The following is a 24,221-nucleotide window of genomic DNA, read 5'->3' as shown; positions in this document are numbered from 1 at the left end:
TGATATGAACGCTCCTTTTAGCTACTCTTCCCCCACGCTCAGCGTTGAGGCGTTGAAGCACTCTATCGCCTATAAGCTGATGTTTACCATCGGGAAAGATCCGGTCATCGCCAACAAACACGAGTGGCTCAACGCCACCCTGTTTGCGGTGCGTGACCGCATGGTTGAACGCTGGCTGCGCTCCAACCGCGCCCAGCTGTCGCAGGAAACGCGTCAGGTTTACTACCTGTCGATGGAATTTTTGATTGGCCGCACCCTCTCTAACGCGCTGTTATCGCTCGGTATTTACGATGACGTTAAAACCGCGCTGGAAGAGATGGGGCTGGACTTAGAAGAGCTGATTGACGAAGAGAACGACCCGGGGCTCGGTAACGGTGGCCTGGGGCGACTTGCCGCCTGCTTCCTCGACTCGCTGGCGACGCTGGCCCTGCCGGGGCGTGGCTACGGCATTCGCTACGACTACGGGATGTTCAAGCAGAACATCGTGGACGGACGTCAGAAAGAGTCCCCGGACTACTGGCTGGAATACGGTAACCCGTGGGAGTTTAAACGACACAATACGCGCTATAAGGTGCGGTTTGGCGGACGTATTCAGCAGGAAGGGAAAAAGTCCCGCTGGGTGGAAACCGAAGAGATCCTTGCCGTCGCCTATGACCAGATTGTCCCGGGCTACGATACCGATGCGACCAATACGCTGCGTCTGTGGAACGCGCAGGCCAGTAGCGAGATTAACCTGGGTAAATTTAACCAGGGCGACTACTTCGCGGCGGTGGAAGATAAAAACCACTCCGAGAACGTCTCCCGCGTGCTCTACCCGGACGACTCGACCTATTCCGGGCGCGAGCTGCGCCTGCGTCAGGAGTATTTCCTCGTCTCCGCGACGATTCAGGATATCCTCAGCCGTCACTATCAGCTGCACAAGACCTACGCCAATCTGGCGGAAAAAACCGCCATTCACCTCAACGATACCCATCCGGTGCTGTCGATCCCGGAGCTGATGCGTCTGCTTATCGACGAGCATAAGTTCAGCTGGGACGATGCGTTTGAGGTGACCTGTCAGGTCTTCTCTTACACTAACCACACGTTGATGAGCGAAGCGCTGGAAACCTGGCCGGTGGATATGCTCGGCAAAATTTTGCCGCGCCATCTGCAGATCATCTTTGAAATTAATGACTACTTCCTCAAGACGCTGCAGGAGCAGTATCCGAACGATACCGGCCTGCTGAGCCGCGCTTCTATCATTGATGAATCGAACGGTCGTCGCGTACGCATGGCCTGGCTGGCGGTGGTGATCAGCCACAAGGTGAACGGGGTTTCAGAGCTGCACTCGAACCTGATGGTGCAGTCGCTGTTTGCGGACTTTGCCAAGATCTTCCCGACGCGTTTCTGCAACGTGACCAATGGCGTCACGCCGCGTCGCTGGCTGGCGCTGGCAAACCAGCCGCTTTCTGAGGTGCTGGATGAGCACATTGGCCGCACCTGGCGAACCGATCTCAGCCAGCTGAGCGAGCTTGAACAGCACATTGATTTTCCGGCGGTGAACAAAGCCGTACGAGAAGCCAAGCTGCTGAACAAGAAACGTCTGTCAGTCTGGCTGGCGTTGCATCTGAACGTGGTGGCGAACCCGAAAGCGCTGTTCGACGTGCAGATCAAGCGTATTCATGAGTACAAGCGCCAGCTGATGAACGTGCTGCATGTGATCACCCACTATAACCGAATCAAGGCCGATCCGACGGCGGAGTGGGTGCCGCGTGTGAAGATCTTTGCCGGTAAGGCGGCATCCGCTTACTACATGGCGAAGCACATCATTCACCTCATCAACGATGTGGCGAAGGTGGTCAACAACGATCCGGATATCGGCGACAAGCTGAAGGTGGTCTTTGTTCCTAACTACAGCGTCAGCCTGGCGCAGCTGATCATTCCGGCGGCCGATCTCTCTGAGCAGATCTCCACCGCCGGGACGGAAGCGTCCGGCACCAGTAACATGAAGTTTGCCCTTAACGGCGCGCTGACCATCGGCACGCTGGACGGGGCCAATGTCGAAATGCTGGAGCACGTGGGGGCGGAGAATATCTTTATCTTCGGGAATACCACGGAAGAGGTGGAGGCGCTGCGCAAGAAAGGCTACTCGCCGCGTGAGTATTACGAAGAGGATGAGGAGCTACGTCAGGTGCTGACGCAAATCGCCACCGGGGTGTTTAGCCCAGACGAGCCAGGGCGCTATCGGGACCTGGTGGATTCGCTGATTAACTTTGGCGACCACTATCAGGTGCTGGCGGATTACCGCAGCTACGTGGATTGTCAGGACAGGGTGGACGAGCTTTATCGTCAGCAGGAGAAGTGGACCTGCGTCGCGATGCATAACATCGCCAATATGGGGTATTTCTCGTCCGACAGGACCATTAAGGAGTATGCCGAGAATATCTGGCATATTGATCCGGTGCGGTTGTAAAAACAAAGCCCGGTGGCGCTGCGCTTACCGGGCCTACGGGATCGAGTAGGCCGGGTAAGGCGGAGCCGCCACCCGGCTTTTTTACATCACGACGCCAACGACAGCTCACGCTTCCCCGCATGCTGCAGCAACCACTGCGCCACACGCGACTGCTGTTCGGCATTCAGCCACATACCCTCTTTGGTACGACGCCAGATGGCATCATCCAGACGGCGAACCCACTCATGTTCCACCAGATAGCGCAGTTCGGCTTCGTACAGCTCGTGACCAAAATGTTCGCCCAGGTCGGCAATCTCTTTCGCGTCACTCAGGATCAATTCCGTGTTGCTGCCGTAGGTACGGGCATAGTGGCGCGCCATGCCTTCCGTGATGAATGGATAGCGACGACGCAGCTTCGCGGCGTAATCATCGCGGTTGTCGCCGATATCACCGCCAGGCAGTACCGCGCCTTTGGTCCATGCCGGGCCAATGCCTTTGTAGTAAGGCGCCAGTTTTTCCAGCGCGTGCTCGGCCAGCTTACGGTAGGTGGTGAGCTTGCCGCCAAACACGGAGAGCAGCGGTGCCTGACCGTCCACGTCGTGAATATCGAGCGTATAGTCGCGGGTAATCGCCTGCGGTGAGTCAGATTCGTCATCGCACAGCGGACGCACGCCGGAGTAAGTCCAGACCACGTCATCGCGGGACAGCTGTTTCTTGAAGTGCGCGTTATACACCTTCAGCAGGTAGTTCACTTCGCTCTCGTCGATCTCGACGTTTTTCGGATCGCCTTTGTACTCCACGTCGGTGGTGCCGATGATGGAGAATTCGTCCATCCACGGGATCACAAACACAATGCGCTTGTCTTCGTTCTGCAGAATGTAGGCCTGCTTCTGGGTGTGCACGCGTGGTACCACAATGTGGCTGCCTTTGATCAGGCGGATACCGTACGGAGATGGCAGATGCATCCCCTCGTCGAAGAACTGTTTCACCCATGGGCCGGTGGCGTTCACCAGACCGCGCGCTTTCCAGCTGAACTTCTCGCCTGTATCTACGTCTTCCGCTTCGACGATCCACAGGCCGTTTTCACGGCGCGCAGCGGTGGCGCGGGTACGGGTTTTCACTTCGCCGCCTTTCTTCTCAACCATCTGTGCATTAGCCAGCACCAGACGCGCATCGTCCACCCAGCAGTCGGAATATTCGAAACCGCGCACGATTTCAGGCTTAAGGACCGATTCTGAGCCAAAACGCAAACCGTTTGAACCCGGCAGGCTGGTGCGTTTACCCAGATGATCGTACATAAACAGACCGATTCGAATCATCCACGCCGGACGCAGATGCGGGCGATGGGGCAGGCGGAAGCGCATCGGGATGGCCAGGTGCGGTGCCATCTTCAGCAGCACTTCACGTTCGGCCAGCGCTTCACTGACCAGACGGAATTCATAGTGTTCCAGGTAGCGCAGGCCACCGTGAATCAGTTTGGAGCTGGCGGACGACGTCGCGCAGGCGAGGTCGTTAGCTTCCAGCATCAGTACGGATAATCCGCGTCCTGCGGCGTCTGCCGCAATACCGGCACCGTTGATGCCACCGCCTATCACAATCAGATCTTTGGTTTCCATAACACCCTCACGCACTTTCGTTAAAGCTCAGAAATGTTCGATATCGCTCATAATAGCAAAGGAACGCGCTTTTGGTAACATCAAAAAAACAATTTAGAGTGATATGGATAACATAATGGCGTTTACCCGCCGCCAGGACGTACACTACGGGGTAAAATAGTGCGACTAACTTTTCTCCCTCTCCCCGTGGGAGAGGGCTGGGGTGAGGGCATCAGAGCGCACCCAACCTGAACAACAGAAAGAGAACACCATGGATCAGTTTGAATGTATTAACGTAGAAGAAGCCCACCAGAAGATGCACCAGGGAACGGCGGTGCTGGTGGATATCCGCGATCCGCAGAGTTTTGCGATGGGCCACACCCCGGGTGCGTTCCACCTCACCAACGATACGCTGGGCGCGTTTATGCGCGATAACGACTTCGATACGCCGGTGATGGTGATGTGCTATCACGGCAACAGCAGCAAAGGTGCGGCGCAGTACCTTATTCAGCAGGGCTATGATGCGGTCTACAGCGTCGACGGCGGTTTCGATGCCTGGCATCGTCATTTCCTGGCAGAAGTGGAATACGCTTTTGAGCGCTGATCCCGCTATACTGTCCCCTTTTGTGTGGAAATAAGCGACCGCCGCCCATGTTGATGATCACCTCTTTTACCAATCCGCGCGTCGCCCAGGCGTTTGTCGACTATATGGCAACCCAGGGCATCATCCTGACCGTTCAGCAGCACACGAAAACCGATGTCTGGCTTGCGGATGAAAGCCAGGCCGATCGCGTGAATGCGGAACTGGCCCGCTTTCTTGAGAATCCCGGCGACCCTCGCTATCTGGCCGCGAGCTGGCAGTCGGGGCAGACGGGAAGCGGACTGCACTATCGGCGCTTCCCCTTCCTTGCCACCATTCGCGAGCGCGCAGGTCCGTTTACGCTGCTGCTGATGGCGGCCTGCATTATCGTCTTCATCATTATGAACGTGGTGGGTGACCAGAGCGTGATGATCGCGCTTGCGTGGCCGTACGACCCGTCTCTCGATTTTGACGTCTGGCGCTATTTCACCCACGCGCTGATGCACTTCTCGGTGATGCATATTCTCTTTAACCTGCTGTGGTGGTGGTATCTCGGTGGCGCGGTGGAGAAGCGTCTGGGCAGCGGCAAGCTGATTGTTATCACCCTTATCAGCGCCCTGCTGAGCGGCTATGTGCAGCATAAATTCAGCGGCCCGTGGTTCGGTGGTTTATCCGGCGTGGTGTATGCCCTGATGGGATATGTCTGGCTCAGGGGCGAGCGCGACCCCGAAAGTGGCATCTATCTGCAGCGCGGATTGATAACCTTTGCGTTAATATGGCTAATTGCCGGATGGTTTGATCTGTTTGGTATGTCTATCGCCAATGGTGCACACGTCACCGGGCTGGCCGTCGGGCTGGCAATGGCGTTTGCCGACACGCTCCATGCGCGAAAACGAACATAATTCCCAGGGATATTTCATGAAACAAACACAACGTCATGACGCCATTATCGAACTGGTAAAAAAACAGGGATACGTCAGCACCGAAGAGCTGGTGGAACAGTTTGCCGTCAGCCCTCAAACCATCCGCCGCGACCTGAACGATCTTGCCGATCAAAACCGTATTTTGCGCCATCACGGCGGGGCGGCGCTGCCGTCCAGTTCGGTTAACACCTCGTGGCATGACCGCAAAGCCACGCAGACGGCAGAGAAAGAGCGCATTGCCCGTAAAGTGGCGAGCCAAATCCCCAACGGGGCGACGCTGTTTATTGATATCGGCACCACGCCTGAAGCGGTCGCCCATGCGCTGCTGGATCACGAAAACCTGCGCATCGTGACCAACAACCTGAACGTGGCCAATACCCTGATGCAGAAAGATGATTTCCGCATCATCCTCGCCGGGGGCGAACTGCGCAGCCGCGACGGCGGCATTATTGGTGAAGCGACGCTCGATTTTATCTCTCAGTTCCGTCTCGACTTCGGCATTCTGGGGATCAGCGGCATCGACAGCGACGGCTCACTGCTGGAGTTTGATTATCACGAGGTGCGCACCAAGCGCGCGATCATTGAAAACTCACGTCACGTGATGCTGGTGGTGGACCACTCCAAATTTGGCCGTAACGCGATGGTCAACATGGGCAGCATCAGCATGGTAAATGCGGTTTATACCGATGTGATGCCACCGGCGGGCGTGATGCAGGTGATTAAAGATAATAATTTGCAGTTAGAGTTATGTTGAGACGCCTTTCTCCCTCTCCCTGTGGGAGAGGGCCGGGGTGAGGGCATCAGCCCGCACAAACCTACACCCCATACCCCATCATCTTCAACAACTGCTGCGCATGCTGCACCGCATCCTGACGGTGCGCCACGCCCAGCTTCTGATACAGATTGCGGATATGCGTTTTGATGGTGGTTGCCGCCACCGCCAGCTCACCGGCAATCTGCTCATTGCTGTAGCCTGAATAGATAAGCCCCAGCACCTGCCATTCGCGCTGCGTCAGCGGGCTGGTGCGAATAAGTTCAGGCACTTCCGGATGGTTCAGCAGGCGCTCAACGAAGTTCTCGTCGAAGTGGGCGAACTTGTGGCGATGGTGCTGGTTAATCTCGCGCAGGATGCGCTGGGCACGGTGCTGATCCAGCTCCGGCAGCGTGTTGAGCTGAATAAGCTGACGCAGCTGCTGAGCCATCACTTCGCCCTCAATCACAAAGTGACTGATAAACCCGGTACGGTTCGCCAACTGCAACGCCTCCAGCAGTACGCGCTGGGCATCATTTTTACGCCCGGCCTGCCAGTAGAGCTGGTTAAGCAGCAGCAGGTTACGGTTGAGATCGCTCATCAGACGCAGGCTGCGGGCGTTCTCGTTCAGCTCTTCCAGCACAATCTCAGCCGGTTCAAACTCACCGAGCAGGATCTGCGCACGGGCAATGTTTCGCCACTGGCTTTGCAGGAAGTGGTTATTTGCAAATTCAGGTTTTGGCGTCTGGCGCAGCCAGTTGGCGGCGGATTTCTTATCACCCGTCATCTGCCAGTATATCACCCGCACCTTATCGGCGTTCGAAACCCAGTCGCTGTGATACTGACCATTGCCGAGCAGGTTCTCCAGACGGTTCAGGTGGTTGCGGGCATTATCCAGATCCCCACGCGCCAGCGAGCATTGCACCAGCAGGGCCAGGCACTGCAGTTGCTGCTGCGGCTGGAAGCCGGAAAGCACCTCTACGCCCTGACGGGCACAGCTCTCTGCTTCATCCAGGCGTGACCACGCCCACAGAAGCTGGGCGCGAATACGCAACAGGAACTCGTGCATTGGCAGCTGTTCAAGATGCTGTTCGCGAATCAGCTGGAACGCCTTTTCCTGATTCTCCCAGGCCGCCTGCAGGAACCCCTGAGCAAATAAAATTTCGCTTTGCTGGATCAGGCTCCACAGCGCGTAATGCCAGACATCATGACGGCGGGCCATCTGTTCGGTCTGTTGCATCAGCGACAGGGAGCGCGTCAGCTCACCCTTGCAGTGCAGTACCTCGCCGTGTACCGACGTCGCCACAATGCGGCTGTAGAAATTGGCCAGCGGCAGCTCATCCAGCGCGACCATTGCCAGCCGCTCTGCTTCTTCCGGATCGCCATCGTTGATCGCTACCTGGGCCCGCAAGGCGTTAAATTCGCCGTGCAGGGTGGTATCCATATCGCTTTCCATCTCCTGCTCGGCACGCGCCAGCAGGGTATTCACTTCGCTGTAGCGGTGCTGGCTCTGCATCAGCCAGGCCTGCAGCAGCACCAGACGCGGGTTCTCCAGCAGGCTCTCCCACGGCAGCGCTTTCAGCGACTCTTCCAGCAGCGTCAGTTCGCTGTGGTTAAACAACCCCCACGCGTGGTTGAGGAGGATATCGCGCAGCATGCCGGCATCACCGGCGGCGAGCGCATGATGGATAGCCTCGCTCGGGAAGCCTTGCGCCATCCAGCTCTCAGCGGCAGCCCGGTGGATGTCCGGCAATTCAGTCGCCAGCTCCCACTGGCAACGCTGGCGCAGGAAACTGCCAAACAGCGGGTGATAGCTGAACCATTCACCGGGATCGTCCATCCGCGTCAGGAACAGCCCCTGGCGTTCAATCTCTTCAAGCTGCAGCTGACCGTTTTCGCAGCCGGTCACGCGCACAATCAACGCGTCGTTCATGGAACGCAGCAGGGAGCTCTTCAGCAGGAAATGGCGGGTCGAAGGATCGACGCTGTTCAGCACCTCATCCACCAGGTAATCGGAAAGATGGCTGGCGTTGATCCCCGCCAGGCGACGCGCGGACTGATGCGTCGGGCTGTTGTTTTGCCGGGCGGAGAGGGCAATCAGCTGCAGCGCTGTCGCCCAACCGGCGACATCGTCGCACAGGCGGCTGCTTTCAGCGGCCTCAATCGGTGAGTTCAGGCGGCAGTCAAAGAACTGTTTGGCTTCCTGATGGGTAAAGGCCAGCTGTTGGCTACCCACTTCCAGCAGTTGATCGCGCACGCGCAGGTTGGCAATGCCCAACTGCGGCAGGTTACGCGACAGCACCACCAGGGTCAGGTTTTCCGGCTGATGGCGCAGGAAGAAGCGCATGGACTCATGGATCACCGGGTTAGTGATCAGATGATAATCATCAATGACCACGTAAAGCGGGCGGTGCCACTCGGCCAGTTCAATAAACAGCTGAGAGAAAAGGGAGGACAGGCTGGCGTACTGGCGCTTTTGCACCATCACTTCGCTGGCCACGCAGTGCCCGTTGGTGGCCTGCTGAATGGCGGCAATCAGATAGCTGGCAAAACGTTCTTGCTGGTTATCGCCCTCATCAAGGGAGTACCAGCCAAGATCGCTTTTACCTGCGGCCCATTGCGAAATGAGCGTTGTTTTTCCATAACCTGCAGGGCTCGTAACCAGCGCCAGTCGGAAATTATGCGCGCCGGAAAGTTTAGCCAACAGACGCTCGCGGACCACTGTATGGTCAAGACGAACCGGGCGACTTAATTTAGACGGAATCAACATAGGTTTCACTTCACTGTGGGGAACGAGAGAATTTATTTTTTTGCGCTTCGTAATTAATAGATATAAGGTCGGCCAGAAAGAGAACTATTGCAAGTTATGTCTGGTTTTGGTGGCTCTGAATTTGCACTCTGTCACAAAACATTCAGACAGATGATGGAACTTTCTGGAAAGGGCTGTGATGCCGCGTCAATGCTGGCTTGTATGGCTGTGCTGAAACTGGTTTCAGAAAGGTATAGTGACGTCAAATTTAATAAACGCGGGGTAAAGTTTAGTGAAATTAATAATCTTCTTCGTTCTGACCCGGTTGCGGAAATATTATTCTACGTAAGTAATCATTTCAGCGCGTTTTAATTTCACCCGAAACTGCATTTCATTTTCCTGACACGCTTCCCGGTTATCTTTTTATCTTCCTGACACACTCCGACTATGCTCTCAGAGTGGCCTCGATCACACTTTTATGCTCATCCCCGCTACTCCTCCCTGCCTAATCCCCTGCGGGAGGAGGAAGAGGAGAAATGAGCCAGGCACACTAGCGCCAACTTGTGTTTTCTTTCTAAAGGATGCCGATCCCCTATGTCACAGCCTACCTTCAACAAAGCTCAGTTCCAGGCTGCCCTGACGCGTCAGTGGCAGCGTTTTGGCCTTCATGCTGCAAACGAGATGACGCCTCACCAGTGGTGGCAGGCGGTGAGCGGTGCGCTCGCAGAGCAGCTGGATGCTCAACCTCTGGCAAAACCGGTAAAAGGTCAGCGCCACGTCAACTATATCTCGATGGAATTCCTGATCGGTCGTCTGACCGGCAACAACCTGCTGAACCTCGGCTGGTATCAGGAGGTTGGGGATGTGCTGAAAGAACACGACATTAACCTGACCGACCTGCTGGAAGAAGAGATTGACCCGGCGCTGGGTAACGGTGGTCTTGGACGTCTGGCGGCCTGTTTCCTCGATTCGATGGCAACGGTTGGGCAGTCGGCCATTGGTTACGGCCTGAACTATCAATACGGTCTGTTCCGTCAGTCATTTGCAGACGGACATCAGATGGAAGCGCCGGACGACTGGCACCGTAACACCTACCCGTGGTTCCGCCACAACGCGCAGCTGGATGTGCAGGTGAACATTGGCGGTAAAGTATCAAAACAGGGTCTCTGGGAACCGGCATTTACGTTTATCGGCGAAGCCTGGGACCTGCCGGTGCTGGGTTACCGTAACGGCGTGGCGCAACCGCTGCGTCTGTGGCAGGCGAAGCATGCGCATCCGTTTAACCTGACCAAATTCAATGACGGCGATTTCCTGCGTGCTGAACAACAGGGCATCGACGCCGAGAAGCTGACCAAAGTGCTCTACCCGAACGACAACCATCTGGCGGGCAAGAAACTGCGTCTGATGCAGCAGTACTTCCAGTGCGCCTGCTCCGTGGCGGATATTCTGCGTCGTCACCACCTGGCGGGCCGCAAGCTGGCACAGCTGCCTGACTTTGAAGTGATTCAACTTAACGACACGCACCCGACCATCGCTATTCCTGAACTGCTGCGTGTGCTGATCGACGAGCACCAGCTGAGCTGGGATGATGCCTGGGCGATCACCAGCCGCACCTTTGCTTACACCAACCACACCCTGATGCCAGAAGCGCTGGAGTGCTGGGACGAGAAGCTGGTGAAAACGCTGCTGCCGCGCCATATGCAGATCATTAACAAGATTAACGACCAGTTTAAAACGCTGGTGGATAAAACCTGGCCGGGCAACAAAGCGGTCTGGGCGAAGCTGGCCGTGGTGCATGACAAACAGGTGCGCATGGCAAATATGTGCGTGGTGAGCGGCTTTGCGGTGAACGGTGTGGCGGCGCTGCACTCGGATCTGGTGGTGAAAGACCTGTTCCCGGAATATCACCAGCTGTGGCCGACCAAATTCCATAACGTGACCAACGGCATCACGCCGCGTCGCTGGATCAAACAGTGCAACCCGCTGCTGGCCGGTCTGCTGGACAAAACGCTGAAGAAAGAGTGGGCCAACGATCTGGACCAGCTGATCAACCTGGAAAAATACGCGGACGACGCGAAGTTCCGCGAACAATACCGCGCCATCAAGCGGGATAACAAAGTGCGTCTGGCGGCGTTTGTGAAAGCGCGTACCGGTATCGAGATTAACCCGAACGCCATTTTCGACATCCAGATTAAGCGTCTGCACGAATATAAACGTCAGCACCTGAACCTGCTGCATATCCTCGCGCTGTACAAAGAGATCCGCGAGAACCCGCACGCTGACCGCGTGCCGCGCGTGTTCCTGTTCGGCGCGAAGGCGGCACCGGGCTACTACCTGGCGAAAAACATTATCCTCGCCATCAATAAAGTGGCGGAGGCTATCAACAACGATCCGAAAGTGGGCGACAAGCTGAAAGTGGTGTTCCTGCCGGACTACTGCGTCTCTGCCGCAGAGATGCTGATCCCGGCGGCGGATATCTCCGAGCAGATCTCGACCGCGGGTAAAGAAGCGTCTGGTACCGGCAACATGAAGCTGGCGCTGAACGGCGCGCTGACTGTTGGTACGCTCGACGGTGCGAACGTAGAGATTGCCGAGAAGGTTGGAGAAGAGAACATCTTTATCTTTGGTCATACGGTTGAAGAAGTGAAAGCCCTCAAGGCCAAAGGCTACGATCCGGTGAAATGGCGTAAGAAGGACAAAGTGCTGGATGCGGTGCTGAAAGAGCTGGAAAGCGGTAAATACAGCGATGGCGATAAGCACGCGTTTGACCAGATGCTGCACAGCATGGATAAACACGGCGGCGACCCGTATCTGGTGATGGCGGACTTCACGGCCTACGTGGAAGCGCAAAAACAGGTCGACGTGCTGTACCGTGACCAGGAAGCGTGGACCCGGGCGTGTATTCTGAACACCGCCCGCTGCGGAATGTTCAGCTCTGACCGTTCAATCCGTGATTATCAGGCTCGTATCTGGCAGGCAAAACGCTAAGGAAGCGCGATGGAGAGTAAACGTCTGGACAGTGCCGCGCAGGCGGCGGGGATCAGCCTCAGTTACATTAATGCTCACGGCAAACCACAGTCTATTGGCGCCGACACCAAAAGACGTTTGCTGGATGCCATGCACAAAACCGACGCGAAAGCGTCGGCCACGCCGGTACCGAACGTTAAAGTCTTCACCGCGGGCAAAAAGATGTCGCTGGCGGTGGAAGGACGCGGCGAGTTTACCTGGCTGCTGACCACCGAAGAGGGACATCAGCACAAGGGCCACGCCACCGGCGGCAAAGCACTCACCCTTCCGGCGAAGCTGCCGGAGGGTTACCACACCCTAACGCTCACCCAGGACGAGCTGCGCTTTCACTGCCGGTTGATCGTGGCGCCAAAACGTTGTTATGAGCCGCAGGCGTTGCTCGAAGGCAAAAAGCTGTGGGGTGCCTGCGTGCAACTCTACACCCTGCGCTCTGACAGCAACTGGGGCATCGGCGATTTTGGTGATCTGAAAAAGATGCTGGCATCGGTGGGGGAGCGCGGCGGCGCGTTTATCGGCCTCAACCCGATCCACGCCCTCTATCCGGCTAACCCGGAGAGTGCCAGCCCGTACAGCCCGTCGTCCCGTCGCTGGCTGAACGTGATTTACATCGACGTGAATGCGTTAGACGATTTCAAAAACAGCCCGGAAGCGCAGGCGTGGTGGGCACTTAGCACCACTCAGCAGGCGCTGAAGCAGGCGCGCGAAGCAGACTGGGTGGACTATTCCACCGTGACGGCGCTGAAGATGGCTGCCCTGCGTCTGGCGTGGAAAGGCTTTTCTCAGCGTGATGACGAGGAGATGGCCGCCTTCCGTCAGTTTGTGGCGCAGGAGGGCGAGAGCCTCTACTGGCAGGCGGCGTTCGATGCGCTGCATGCGTATCAGGTGAAAGAGGACGAAATGCGCTGGGGCTGGCCGGTCTGGCCGGAGGCGTATCAATCCGTCGACACGCCTGAAGTCAAAGCGTTCTGTAAAAAATACGCCGATGAAGTGGACTTCTACCTGTGGCTGCAGTGGCTGGCGTACAGCCAGTTTGCCGACTGCTGGCAGGTGAGCCAGGGCTATAAGATGCCGATCGGTCTGTATCGCGACCTGGCCGTTGGCGTGGCAGAAGGCGGGGCGGAAACCTGGTGTGACCGTGAGCTGTACTGCCTGAAGGCCTCCGTAGGCGCACCACCGGATATTCTGGGCCCGCTCGGCCAGAACTGGGGCCTGCCGCCGATGGATCCGCACGTGATGGCGGCGCGTGCCTACGAGCCGTTTATCGACCTGCTGCGCGCCAACATGCAGAACTGCGGCGCGCTGCGTATCGACCACGTGATGTCGGTGCTGCGCCTGTGGTGGATCCCCTACGGTGAGACGGCCGATCACGGGGCGTATGTTCAGTATCCGGTTGACGATCTGCTGTCGATCCTGGCGCTGGAAAGCAAGCGCCATCAGTGCATGGTGATCGGCGAAGATCTCGGTACCGTGCCGGTAGAAATCGTCAGTAAGCTTCGCGACAGCGGCGTTTACTCCTATAAAGTGCTCTATTTTGAAAACGACCATGAGAAAACCTTCCGCGCGCCGCAAGCGTACCCTGAACAGTCAATGGCAGTCGCGACGACGCATGACCTTCCTACGCTTCGTGGCTATTGGGAAAGCGGCGATCTGACGCTCGGTAAAACCCTGGGTCTCTATCCGGATGAAGATGTCCTTCGCGGCCTGTATCAGGATCGCGAGCTGGCGAAGCAGGGTTTGCTGGATGCACTGCATAAGCACGGCTGTCTGCCGAAACGCGCCGGGCATAAAGCGTCGCTGATGTCGATGACGCCGACGCTCAACCGCGGATTGCAGCGCTACATTGCCGACAGCAACAGCGCCCTGCTGGGCCTGCAGCCGGAAGACTGGATTGATATGGCGGAGCCGGTGAACATCCCGGGCACCAGCTATCAGTACAAGAACTGGCGCCGCAAGTTATCCACCACGCTTGAGACGATGTTTGCTGATGACGGGGTGAACAGGCTGATTAAAGATTTGGACAAGCGGCGAAAAGCAGTCGCGAAGAAGTGATAAAAAAACCCGCCAGTGGCGGGTTTTTTATTGCCCGGTGGCGCTACGCTTACCGGGCCTACATGGAGCGAGTAGGTCGGGTAAGGCGAAGCCGCCACCCGACTTATGGCATCAGACCACCATATTCAACAGCAGCACCCCGACCAGACCGCACACCGAAATAATGGTTTCCAGCGCGGACCAGGACTTGATGGTTTCACCGATAGTCAGGTTGAAGTACTCCTTGAACAGCCAGAAGCCCGGATCGTTCACGTGTGAGAAAATCACGCTACCGGAACCGACGGCAATAACCATCAGCTCAGGGCTGACGCCCGTGGTGGCAATCAGCGGCGCAACGATACCGCCCGCGGTGATTGCCGCAACGGTTGCAGAACCCAGCGCGATACGCAGAACTGCGGCGATAGACCAGGCCATCAGAAGCGGCGACACGTTGGTTTCATGCATCATGGCCGCGATGTATTTATCCACACCGCTATCGACCAGAACCTGCTTGAACGCACCGCCACCGCCGATGATCAACAGCATCATGGCAATGATTTTGATGGAAGAGGTCAGCGTGTCGTTGATCTGATCCATGGAACGACCGCGGTTCAGGCCGAAGGTGAACATCGCGATCAACACCGCAATCAGCGTGGCCATCACCGGGTCGCCGAGGAACTCAGCAACGGACAGGAACGCGTGACCTTTCGGCAGAACCATCTCTGCCACGGCGCGCATCGCCATCAGGATCACCGGGACCAGAGAGGTCCAGACGCTGACGCCAAAGCCAGGCATTTCTTCTTCGGTGAAGGTTTTCGCGCTGTACAGACCTTCCGGAATCGGCTTATCAATGCCTTTCAGGAAGCGGGCATAAACAGGGCCTGCCAGAATCACGGTTGGGATGGCCAGAATCGTACCGAACAGCAGGGTTTTACCCATATCGGCGTGGAAAATGGTGGCGATAGCGGTTGGGCCCGGGTGCGGTGGCAGGAAGCCGTGCGTCACGGACAGCGCCGCCGCCATTGGCACACCGACATACAGCAGCGGAATGCTCGCCGCCGCCGCAATGGTGAAGACCAGCGGCAGCATCAGCACGAAGCCCACTTCATAGAACAGTGCGAAACCGACGGTAAAACCGGTTAACACAACTGCCCACTGGATGTTCTTCTTACCAAACTTGTCGATAAGCGTGGTGGCAATACGCTGTGCACCACCGCAGTCCGCCAGCATTTTGCCGAGCATGGCGCCAAAGCCCATGATCAACGCCAGGCTGCCGAGCGTGCCGCCGACACCCGCTTTAATGGAGCTAATAATTTTGACCAGCGGCATCCCTTGCATCAGACCGACTGCAAGTGCCACCAGAACCAGAGCGATAAACCCGTTCATTTTGAAACGGATCATCAAGAGCAGTAATAACACAACACCGATAGCAACGATGACTAATGGCATGATTTACCTGGCCTTTGAATTGTTATGGGTAACGTCATTGTTTCAACGACACGTTCCGGTTGTCCCAACTGGGAACAGAGTGGTTAACGGCACTAATACTGATACCTTGGAAACTATTTAGTTTAGTCGGCTGTTATGAGTGTGTTTAGTGCCCATGAGAATGATACGGGTAACATGATGTGATTGAGAATCACCCTGGAGGGCAAAATTTAAATTATGAGACGCAGGTCAACATATGGAGGTAAACGCAAAACGGTAACCGCAAGGTTACCGTTTTTAATGTTTTCACCCTCTCCCGTGGGAGAGGGGCGGGGTGAGGGCATCAGACCGCACTATTTTTGTAGGCCCGGTAAGCGCAGCGCCACCGGGCAATACAGACGGGCAATGAATCAGTAGTAAGAGTGCTCGCCGCGCTGGTGTTCGGTCAGGTCACGCACGCCTTTCAGTTCCGGGAACTCGTTCAGCAGCTGCTTCTCGATCCCTTCTTTCAGGGTCACATCGACCATGGAACAACCGTTACAGCCGCCGCCAAACTGCAGAATTGCGTAGCCTTCGTCGGTGATTTCCATCAGGGAAACGCGACCACCGTGACCGGCCAGCTGCGGGTTGATCTGGGATTGCAGCAGATACTCTACGCGCTCCATCAACGGGGCATCGTCAGATACTTTACGCATTTTGGCGTTTGGCGCTTTCAGCGTCAGCTGCGAGCCCAGCTGGTCGGTGACGAAGTCGATCTCCGCATCTTCAAGATACGGCGCGCTCAGCTCATCAACATATGCCGTGAGCTGGTCAAATTTAAGGGCAGTGTCAGTTGCTTCCACCGCGTCTGGCGGACAATAGGAGACACCACATTCTGCATTCGGAGTGCCTGGATTGATCACAAACACGCGGATCTGCGTCCCTTCTTCCTGATTTGCCAGCAGTTTGGCAAAGTGCGCTTGTGCAGAATCGGAAATACGGATCATAGCTTTGGCCTAATAGTTGACTAAATTACCTGGGTATAATCATACGCCCATTGGAGAAGGGCTACAAGGTACGGCACAGACACCATACCTGAACCGACGCGGCGCCGCTTTGCAAAAGCAGTCGGGAAAGTTCAGCAACGGTACTGCCTGTGGTGACGACATCATCCACAATCGCGATATGGAGCCCTTTGACGGCGAATTCAAGGCGAAAGGCGTTTTTGAGGTTCCTTTTGCGAAGCCGGGCGCTCAGCTGATGCTGAATGGCAGTGGCATGGCGGCGCGTCAGCGCAGCGGCTGGGTACTGACAGCCGAGCCACCGGGCGAGCGGGCGACAGAGCAGGTCGCTCTGGTTGTAGCCGCGTCGCCAGTGACGGCGCCGGTATAAGGGCACATTCAGCACCATATCCACTTTCGGCAGCGCGCGCGTGCGCCGTGCCTGCAACACCGCCAGCAATAACAGGCGGGCGAGAGGGCGAGCCAGCGCAATCTGGCCGGAAAACTTCAGCGCGTGGATAAGCCTGCTTAACGGTGGAACGTAATCATCGATCGCCACCAGGGCGCTCCACGGTGGTGGCTTTTTCAGGCAGCGACCGCAGGGAAACTGTGGACTGTACGCCGGTAAACCGCACTGCGGGCAGGTCGTGATGCGGCTTGCCAGCGAACGCGTGCAGACGGAACAGACTCCCCACGCGCTCAGCGCAAGTGGCATTCGACATAGCCAGCACAAGCCGGGCACTGTTAGCATAGACAACCTCCATGTAAAAAAGAGAACAGTAACTGATGAAGACGCTGTGGTGGCAGACCGTAGGGACGGGAAATCGCCATCTTGTGCTGCTGCACGGATGGGGACTGAATGCGGAAGTATGGCATTGCGTAAATGAGGAACTTGCCTCGCATTTCACGCTGCATCTGGTGGATTTACCCGGTTTTGGCCGCAGCCGCGGCTATGGGGCGATGTCGCTTGACGAAATGGCGCAGCAGGTTCTGGCCGCCGCACCGCAACAGGCTATCTGGCTCGGCTGGAGTCTGGGCGGGCTGGTGGCAAGTGAGGTTGCATTAACGAATCCTGAACGCGTGCAGGCGCTGATAACGGTGGCCTCGTCGCCGAACTTCAGTGCGCAGGAGGAGTGGCCGGGTATTAAGCCGGACGTACTGAGCAACTTCCAGCGGCAGTTGAGCGAAGATTACCAGCGAACGGTAGAACGCTTCCTGGCCCTGCAGACGATGGGGACAGAGAGCGCCCGTAAGGATGCTCGTCTGCTGAAGCAGACCGTGCTGTCGCTGCCGATGCCGGATGTGGAGGTACTGAACGGGGGACTCGAATTACTGAAAACGGTCGACCTGCGTGAGCCACTGACCGCGCTGGCGGTGCCGCACCTGCGCATTTATGGTTATCTGGATGGGCTGGTTCCACGCAAAGTGGTGCCACTGCTGGATGAACTGTGGCCAGAGAGTCAATCGCTGACAATCGCCAAAGCGGCCCATGCGCCGTTTATCTCGCATCCTGCCGAGTTTTGTTCAGCGTTGATCGCCTTCAGTCACGAAGTGCCCACCACTCCCTGAGACAGGCTTTCCCTTCCGGGCAATGTTTACAACTGCCGGACAGACAACCGTCCGGCTCTTCCTGAATACGTATGGCTTTCCCCATCGCTTCCAGTCTTTCCAGCATGGCATCGATCATCGGCTGCGGCGTATGCAGGCTGAGGCTCAGCTGTTTTGCCTCCATACGCCCCTGCAACGCCAGTAAATCACGAACCTGAATCAACGATGCCATGGCTCCCCCTAGTGACAGTCGCCCGCCGGGCTGTTGCAGCAGGTCGCGGCGGTTTTACGGTTTGCCAGCAGGTTGATATCGACGCGGCTGCGTGCCCGGCGTAGCAGACCGAGAACGAGCACGTTAAACAGCACAACCGCCAGGATGCAGACCAGGCTGTAGCGCGGATGCTGGCTGAAGTTAACGGTCTGGTAAAAGAGCGTCGCCAGCGAGTAGGCGATGTTTAAGCCCCACAGGATGGAGAACCCCATCCAGCCGCGGCTGGACTCACGGGCTATCGCCCCCATCACCGAGATGCACGGAATATAGAGCAGGACAAAGATGAGGTAGCTGTAGGCTGCTGACGCGCTGCCAAATTTCTCGCTCATCACGCCCATGGCACCGGTGGCCATTTCGCCGTCGCCTTTGCTGGCTTCAATCGGGTTCGCCAGTACGCTCAGGCTGAAAGTGTCTTTCAGGCTCTGCCAGGTCTCTTCCACCGCGCCGAGCAGTTCATCACCGAGGTGGAACGCCGCCGGGTTAAACTCTTCTTGCTGGATATTCTCAGCGGTGTAAAGCGTGTTCAGGGTGCCGACCACCACCTCTTTTGCCATCGCGCCGGTGAACAGGCCAACGGTCGCCTGCCAGTTGTCTTCATGCACGCCAATCGGTTTAAACACCGGGGTAATGATGCGGCTCACGGAGGCGAGGGCGGAGTCGTTGATGTTATCCGCCGCCTGCCCGCTCAGGGTGAAACTGTTCAGCGCGCTCAGGAAGATGCTGACGATGACAATCACTTTACCGGCGCGCAGCACAAAACCTTTCAGGCGCTGCCAGGTCTGGATCGCCAGGCTTTTCAGATGCGGCACGTGATACACCGGCAGTTCCATCACAAACGGCGACGCTTCCCCGCGCATGATGGTGTGTTTAAGCATGAGCCCGGTCAGGATCGCCATCACGATGCCCAGCACATACAGCGAGAAGACCGCCAGTGCCCCTTCCTGACCAAAGAAGGCCGCGGCAAAGACCGCAAAGATAGCCAGTCGCGCCCCGCAGGACATAAATGGCGCCATCATGATGGTCATCAGACGTTCGCGGGGGGCATCAAGCGTGCGCGCACCCATTACCGACGGCACGTTACAGCCGAAGCCGACAATCAGCGGGACGAAGGATTTACCCGGCAGACCCAGGGCCTGCATCAGACGATCCATCACGAAAGCCGCACGCGCCATGTAACCGGAGTCCTCAAGGAACGAGAGGAACAGGTACATCATGCCGATTTGCGGCACCAGCGGCAGAACGGTGTTGATACCACCACCGATCCCCTGGGCGAGGAAAATGGTCAGCCATTCCGGGAAGTGCAGGGTGTAGCCCAGCCACTGAATACCGTGGACAAATATCGCCACAGAACCAGCATCGAAAATAGGCTGTAGCGCGCCACCGATGTTAATGGCGAGCAGGAACATCAGGTACATGACCAGTAAAAAGATCGGCAAACCGAGGAAGCGGTTAAGCACAATCTTGTCCACGGCGGCCGTAAAGCGGCTTGGCTCAGCCGTCAGGGCATTACTGACCACGTCGCAAATGGCGGCGATGGCCTGATAGCGCGCGTCGGCGATGTGCAGGGCTGGGTCATCGAGCTCATCGCTCAGACGCGCCAGCGCCACGTCCAGTTTGTCTGCGGCATGGCCCGCATAGGCGCGGCTGTAGATATCGCCTTCCAGCATCTGCAGGCCGAGCCACAGGCGCTGTCTGGCGGGCATGCTGTTGTCCATCTCCTGCGCCAGCAGACCGGCTTCGCGCAGAAGCGGTTGCGCATAGTGCACCAGCTCAACGTCGGCGTTGCCCGCGTGGCGGTCAATGGCCAGCTTCAGTGCGTCAATTCCGCGGGCACGGGTAGAAACCAGCGGCACTACCGGGCAGCCCAGACGCGCGGAGAGGGCGTCGACGTCGATACGCAGCTTTTGTTTCTCTGCGATGTCGAGCATGTTGAGCGCCACAATGCAGGGGATCCCCAGCTCAAGCAACTGCAGCGTCAGATAGAGGTTACGCTCCAGGTTAGATGCATCGACCACGTTGATTAACAGGTCCGCATCGCCACTCAGAATATAGTGACAGGCAATCTGCTCATCGAGCGAGGTTTGTGACGAAATGGTGGTTAAGGAGTAGGTGCCGGGCAGATCCACCAGGGTGACCTGATTGTCTGTCGTGGTGAACTGGCCTTCTTTACGTTCAACCGTTACGCCCGCCCAGTTACCCACACGCTGGCGTGCACCGGTGAGCTGGTTAAATAACGTTGTCTTGCCGGAATTAGGATTGCCAATTAAGCCAATAGTTAATTTTTTCATTGTTTTCGACTCACTGAAACCGCTGGCTTGTTATTGGGATAAGGCTTCGACTTCAATTAATGCGAGGTCTTTTTTACGCAGTACCAGATTCACGCGCCGGGTTTCGATATGAACGGGATCACCTAACGGGGCCACGCGCACCACCTGGAATGACGAGCCGGGGAGCATGCCCAGCGACAGTAGCTTTTGCCGATAGGCCGGGCTAATTTCGCGGGTAAAACCGGTAATTTTCCATGCACTGTCTGGAGTGAATTGCATAATGCCTGATTCCACGGAAGGTTAAATTATCTACTATGGGATGATAATGAGAATAGTTTTTATCAGCAATATGAAAACTGTGACGGAATGTTGTTAAGCGTATTAATTTACGGCCTGTTTGACCTTGCTCAATATTTGCTGAATTACGGGGCAGGGAATAATAAATGTATTTGTTAACGGAGTGATAAATGGTGGTTTAAATATGGATATGCAATCGGTTTCATCTCTTGCGATATAATTTGTCCCCTCACCCCGGCCCTCTCCCACAGGGAGAGGGTTAGGGTGAGGGGCATTTACAACCTTAGCGTTTCTTACCCATCGCGGCCGCCAGCGCATCCATCATTGCGCTGTTACCCGCAGGCTGCGCATCACGCCCACGCGGCTTCGCGCCTTTGGCGGCAGGGCGCTGCTGCTCACGGCTACCGCCGTTACTGCCGCGGCGCGCATTGGTTTCACCTGGCTGCTCGTCCAGACGCATGGTCAGGGCGATTCGCTTGCGCTGCAGGTCCACTTCCAGCACTTTCACCTTCACGATATCGCCCGCTTTGACCACCGTATGCGGATCTTCAACGAACTTATCGGCGAGCGATGAGATATGCACCAGGCCATCCTGATGCACGCCGATATCGACAAAAGCGCCAAAGTTAGTGACGTTGGTGACGGCGCCTTCCAGCACCATGCCCGGCAGCAGGTCGTTCATGGTCTCGATGCCGTCGGCAAAGGTCGCGGTTTTGAACTCAGGACGCGGATCGCGGCCCGGTTTTTCCAGCTCTTTGATGATGTCGGTCACGGTCGGCACGCCGAACTGCTCGTCGGTGAAATCGACCGCTTTCAGGTTGCGCAGCGCGTTGCTGTCGCCCATCAGGTCTTTGAGTGCCTGCTGAGTCGCTGCCAGAATGCGCTCAACCACCGGGTAGGCTTCCGGGTGAACGGTTGAGGCATCCAGCGGGTTATCGCCGTGGTTGATGCGCAGGAAGCCCGCACACTGCTCAAACGCTTTCGGCCCCAGACGGCTTACCTTCAGCAACTGCTGGCGGTTCTGGAACTGACCGTTCTCATCACGCCAGGCAACGATGTTCTGCGCCATCATGCGGGTTAAGCCTGCCACGCGGGTCAGCAGAGGAACGGAGGCGGTGTTCAGGTCCACGCCCACGGCGTTTACGCAATCTTCCACCACCGCATCCAGCTTACGCGCCAGCTGCGTCTGGCTCACGTCGTGCTGATACTGGCCCACACCGATGGATTTCGGGTCGATCTTCACCAGTTCCGCCAGCGGATCCTGCAGACGACGGGCGATAGAGACCGCACCACGCAGGGAGACGTCCAGGTCCGGGAACTCCTGGGCCGCCAGCTCTGACGCAGAATAGACGGACGCCCCGGCCTCGCTGACGATCACTTTCTGCGCCGTCACTTTCGGGAACTGTTTCTGCACGTCGAGGTAGAAACGTTCGGTTTCGCGGGAGGCCGTACCGTTGCCGATAGCCACCAGCTCAACGTTATATTTCTCGCACAGTGCGGCCACCACTACAGCAGCCTTCGCCGCCTGACCGGTATGCGGGTAAATGGTGTCGGTTGCCACCAGCTTGCCGGTACCGTCAACCACCGCCACTTTTACGCCGGTACGCAGACCCGGATCGAGACCCATGGTCGCACGCAGGCCAGCAGGTGCGGCCATCAGCAGATCATGCAGGTTACGGGCAAAGACGTTGATTGCTTCGTCTTCCGCACGCTCGCGCACGGTGCCCATCAGTTCGGTTTCGAGGTGCATCAGCACCTTAATGCGCCATGTCCAGCTCACCACGCCTTTACGCCAGCTGTCCGCCGGGGCGTTATTCAGGCGCAGGCCGAGGTGATCGGTGATGATCTGCTCGCAGTGGCTCTCTTTTGGCGGCTCATCAAACTGCGGGTCTGCGTTGAGAGAGAGCTGCAGCACGCCTTCATTACGGCCGCGGAACATGGCCAGCGCACGGTGAGAAGGCACAGTTGAAATCGGTTCGTGGTGATCGAAGTAGTCGCGGAATTTCGCGCCTTCCTCTTCTTTGCCTGCCACCACGGTAGAGACGATGTGGGCGTTCTTCCACAGATAATCACGCACACGGGAGAGCAGGGCGGCATCCTCGGAGAAGCGCTCCATCAGAATGTAGCGTGCGCCATCAAGGGCCGCTTTGGTGTCTGCCACGCCTTTGTCAGCGTCGATAAATTTGGCCGCTTCGGTTTCCGGGTCGTGTGACGGTTCGTTCCACAGCAGCTCGGCCAGCGGCTCCAGACCTGCTTCAATTGCAATCTGCCCGCGCGTACGGCGCTTCGGTTTGTAGGGCAGATAGAGGTCTTCGAGTTCAGTTTTGCTCAGGGTGCCGTTAATGGCCTTTTCCAGATCGCTGGTCAGTTTGCCCTGTTCGCCGATGGATTTGAGGATTGCCTGACGGCGGTCTTCCAGTTCACGGAGGTAGCCCAGACGGGTCTCCAGGTTACGCAGCTGCGTGTCATCCAGACCGCCGGTGACTTCCTTACGATAACGTGCAATAAACGGCACGGTGTTCCCTTCATCAAGCAGGCGAACGGCAGCTTCTACCTGTTCGGCTCTGGCCTGAAGTTCACCCGCAATAATGCGGCAGAGCGAATCTTTCATCATGGCTTTATCATCTTGTGGGTCAAAAATCAGGGGATAGTTATACGGGCTGACACGGTAAAATGCCAGCCGTGGAGGGCGCTCTCGGACTATTTTACGTAGGTGATCTCATTGACGTACCAGCTCGCTTCTCCGGCAGGCGTCTGGACGACGGCTAAATCACCCACCTCCTTTTTCAGCAGCGCGCGGGCCATCGGCGAGTCGATGGAGATGTAATCCTTACGGCCAAAAATTTCGTCGTACCCGACAATGCGAAAGCGCAGGGTATTGCCATCATCATTCTCGATCTCTACCCACGCGCCGAAGAAGACTTTGCCCTCCTGCTGCGGTGAATAATCGACAATTTTAAGATTCTCGAGACATTTGGTCAGATAGCGTACCCGACGGTCGATCTCACGCAGCCGCTTTTTGTTGTACTGGTAGTCAGCATTTTCGCTGCGGTCGCCCAGGCTTGCCGCCCAGGTAACTTTTTTGGTCACTTCCGGACGCTCTTCGCGCCACAGATAATCCATCTCTTTTTTGAGTTTTTCGTACCCTTCGCGGGTGATCAGGGGCGTTTTCATACTGTGACCTTCAGACTCGACTTCATTGCAAACATTGCGCACATTACGTATCACGTAGTCTATCAGACAGCGTTAATAATCATTTATGTGATGAATTGTGCAGATAAGCTGCTGTTAAATATGCTTTGTAACAATTTCGACTAGAATTTATACCAGAATTCGCTGGTCGAAC

18 protein-coding genes are annotated in these 24,221 nt (G+C 56.8%); 8 read left to right on the top strand and 10 right to left on the bottom strand.

Features of this window, described 5'->3' with window-relative positions; all coding sequences use genetic code 11:
• The first annotated feature begins 4 nt into the window (after positions 1–4).
• Positions 5–2,452, top strand: a complete 2,448-nt coding sequence (gene glgP / locus ACOTX3_RS10760) for a glycogen phosphorylase (RefSeq protein WP_013099108.1) — start codon at positions 5–7, stop codon at positions 2,450–2,452.
• 86 nt (positions 2,453–2,538) lie between these two features.
• Here glgP and glpD read toward each other — a convergent pair whose 3' ends face one another.
• Positions 2,539–4,047: a glycerol-3-phosphate dehydrogenase gene (gene glpD / locus ACOTX3_RS10755; protein ID WP_040020737.1), complete on the bottom strand. Its 1,509-nt coding sequence runs from the start codon at positions 4,045–4,047 to the stop codon at positions 2,539–2,541.
• Positions 4,048–4,297: 250 nt separating this feature from the next.
• Between glpD and glpE the strand changes: the two genes are divergently transcribed.
• The 3 genes from glpE to ACOTX3_RS10740 are packed head-to-tail and all read left to right on the top strand — an operon-like array spanning position 4,298 to position 6,283.
• Positions 4,298–4,630: a thiosulfate sulfurtransferase GlpE gene (glpE, locus tag ACOTX3_RS10750; protein WP_127869090.1), complete on the top strand. Its 333-nt coding sequence runs from the start codon at positions 4,298–4,300 to the stop codon at positions 4,628–4,630.
• Between the two features lie 47 nt (positions 4,631–4,677).
• Positions 4,678–5,508 carry a rhomboid family intramembrane serine protease GlpG gene (gene glpG, locus ACOTX3_RS10745; protein WP_013099104.1) on the top strand — a complete coding sequence of 277 codons (831 nt, stop codon included), beginning with the start codon at positions 4,678–4,680 and terminating at the stop codon, positions 5,506–5,508.
• A 16-nt stretch (positions 5,509–5,524) separates the two neighbouring features.
• Positions 5,525–6,283, top strand: coding sequence for a DeoR/GlpR family transcriptional regulator (locus ACOTX3_RS10740; protein WP_057072379.1), 759 nt, complete (start codon positions 5,525–5,527; stop codon positions 6,281–6,283).
• Between the two features lie 61 nt (positions 6,284–6,344).
• Here ACOTX3_RS10740 and malT read toward each other — a convergent pair whose 3' ends face one another.
• A complete protein-coding gene (gene malT, locus ACOTX3_RS10735; RefSeq protein ID WP_038420753.1) occupies positions 6,345–9,050 on the bottom strand; it encodes an HTH-type transcriptional regulator MalT in 2,706 nt (901 codons plus the stop codon).
• 96 nt (positions 9,051–9,146) lie between these two features.
• Here malT and ACOTX3_RS10730 point away from each other — a divergent pair, with 96 nt between their 5' ends.
• The 3 genes from ACOTX3_RS10730 (at position 9,147) to malQ (ending at position 14,105) form a co-directional block, all read left to right on the top strand.
• On the top strand, positions 9,147–9,401 hold the full coding sequence (locus ACOTX3_RS10730; RefSeq protein WP_218033883.1) for a hypothetical protein: 255 nt from the start codon (positions 9,147–9,149) through the stop codon (positions 9,399–9,401).
• A 222-nt stretch (positions 9,402–9,623) separates the two neighbouring features.
• On the top strand, positions 9,624–12,017 hold the full coding sequence (malP, locus tag ACOTX3_RS10725; protein ID WP_058678221.1) for a maltodextrin phosphorylase: 2,394 nt from the start codon (positions 9,624–9,626) through the stop codon (positions 12,015–12,017).
• A 9-nt stretch (positions 12,018–12,026) separates the two neighbouring features.
• A complete protein-coding gene (gene malQ, locus ACOTX3_RS10720; protein ID WP_023619865.1) occupies positions 12,027–14,105 on the top strand; it encodes a 4-alpha-glucanotransferase in 2,079 nt (692 codons plus the stop codon).
• Positions 14,106–14,216: 111 nt separating this feature from the next.
• On the opposite strand, the gene gntT is transcribed toward malQ, so the two are convergent.
• From gntT to gntX, 3 genes are all read right to left on the bottom strand, one after another.
• Complete coding sequence (gene gntT, locus ACOTX3_RS10715) at positions 14,217–15,533, bottom strand: gluconate transporter (protein ID WP_058678220.1); 1,317 nt, start codon at positions 15,531–15,533, stop codon at positions 14,217–14,219.
• Between the two features lie 389 nt (positions 15,534–15,922).
• Positions 15,923–16,498, bottom strand: coding sequence for a Fe-S biogenesis protein NfuA (gene nfuA / locus ACOTX3_RS10710; RefSeq protein ID WP_013099096.1), 576 nt, complete (start codon positions 16,496–16,498; stop codon positions 15,923–15,925).
• A gap of 61 nt (positions 16,499–16,559) precedes the next feature.
• Entirely contained in the window at positions 16,560–17,243 is a 684-nt protein-coding gene (gene gntX, locus ACOTX3_RS10705) for a DNA utilization protein GntX (protein ID WP_038420751.1), read from the bottom strand.
• A 35-nt stretch (positions 17,244–17,278) separates the two neighbouring features.
• Here gntX and bioH point away from each other — a divergent pair, with 35 nt between their 5' ends.
• Positions 17,279–18,061 carry a pimeloyl-ACP methyl ester esterase BioH gene (gene bioH / locus ACOTX3_RS10700; protein ID WP_058678219.1) on the top strand — a complete coding sequence of 261 codons (783 nt, stop codon included), beginning with the start codon at positions 17,279–17,281 and terminating at the stop codon, positions 18,059–18,061.
• Here the strand turns inward: bioH and feoC are convergent.
• The 5 genes from feoC to greB all read right to left on the bottom strand — a co-directional run bounded on the left by feoC (position 18,033) and on the right by greB (position 24,049).
• Positions 18,033–18,272: a [Fe-S]-dependent transcriptional repressor FeoC gene (feoC, locus tag ACOTX3_RS10695; RefSeq protein ID WP_013099093.1), complete on the bottom strand. Its 240-nt coding sequence runs from the start codon at positions 18,270–18,272 to the stop codon at positions 18,033–18,035. The genes bioH and feoC overlap by 29 nt on opposite strands.
• Positions 18,273–18,280: 8 nt before the next feature.
• The gene (gene feoB, locus ACOTX3_RS10690) at positions 18,281–20,599 is read right to left on the bottom strand and encodes a Fe(2+) transporter permease subunit FeoB (protein WP_038420749.1); all 2,319 of its coding nucleotides are present in this window, start codon (positions 20,597–20,599) and stop codon (positions 18,281–18,283) included.
• A 30-nt stretch (positions 20,600–20,629) separates the two neighbouring features.
• The gene (feoA, locus tag ACOTX3_RS10685) at positions 20,630–20,857 is read right to left on the bottom strand and encodes a ferrous iron transporter A (RefSeq protein ID WP_010436417.1); all 228 of its coding nucleotides are present in this window, start codon (positions 20,855–20,857) and stop codon (positions 20,630–20,632) included.
• 301 nt (positions 20,858–21,158) lie between these two features.
• Entirely contained in the window at positions 21,159–23,489 is a 2,331-nt protein-coding gene (locus ACOTX3_RS10680; protein ID WP_013099091.1) for a Tex family protein, read from the bottom strand.
• Between the two features lie 86 nt (positions 23,490–23,575).
• On the bottom strand, positions 23,576–24,049 hold the full coding sequence (greB, locus tag ACOTX3_RS10675; protein WP_013099090.1) for a transcription elongation factor GreB: 474 nt from the start codon (positions 24,047–24,049) through the stop codon (positions 23,576–23,578).
• Between the last annotated feature and the right edge of the window lie 172 nt (positions 24,050–24,221).

This window comes from Enterobacter cloacae complex sp. IR5384, assembly GCF_049237265.1.
In the GTDB taxonomy this organism is placed as follows: Bacteria; Pseudomonadota; Gammaproteobacteria; order Enterobacterales; family Enterobacteriaceae; genus Enterobacter; species Enterobacter cloacae.
Note: the sequence above shows the minus strand (reverse complement) of the source record. Positions and strands in the feature narration are given on the sequence as shown.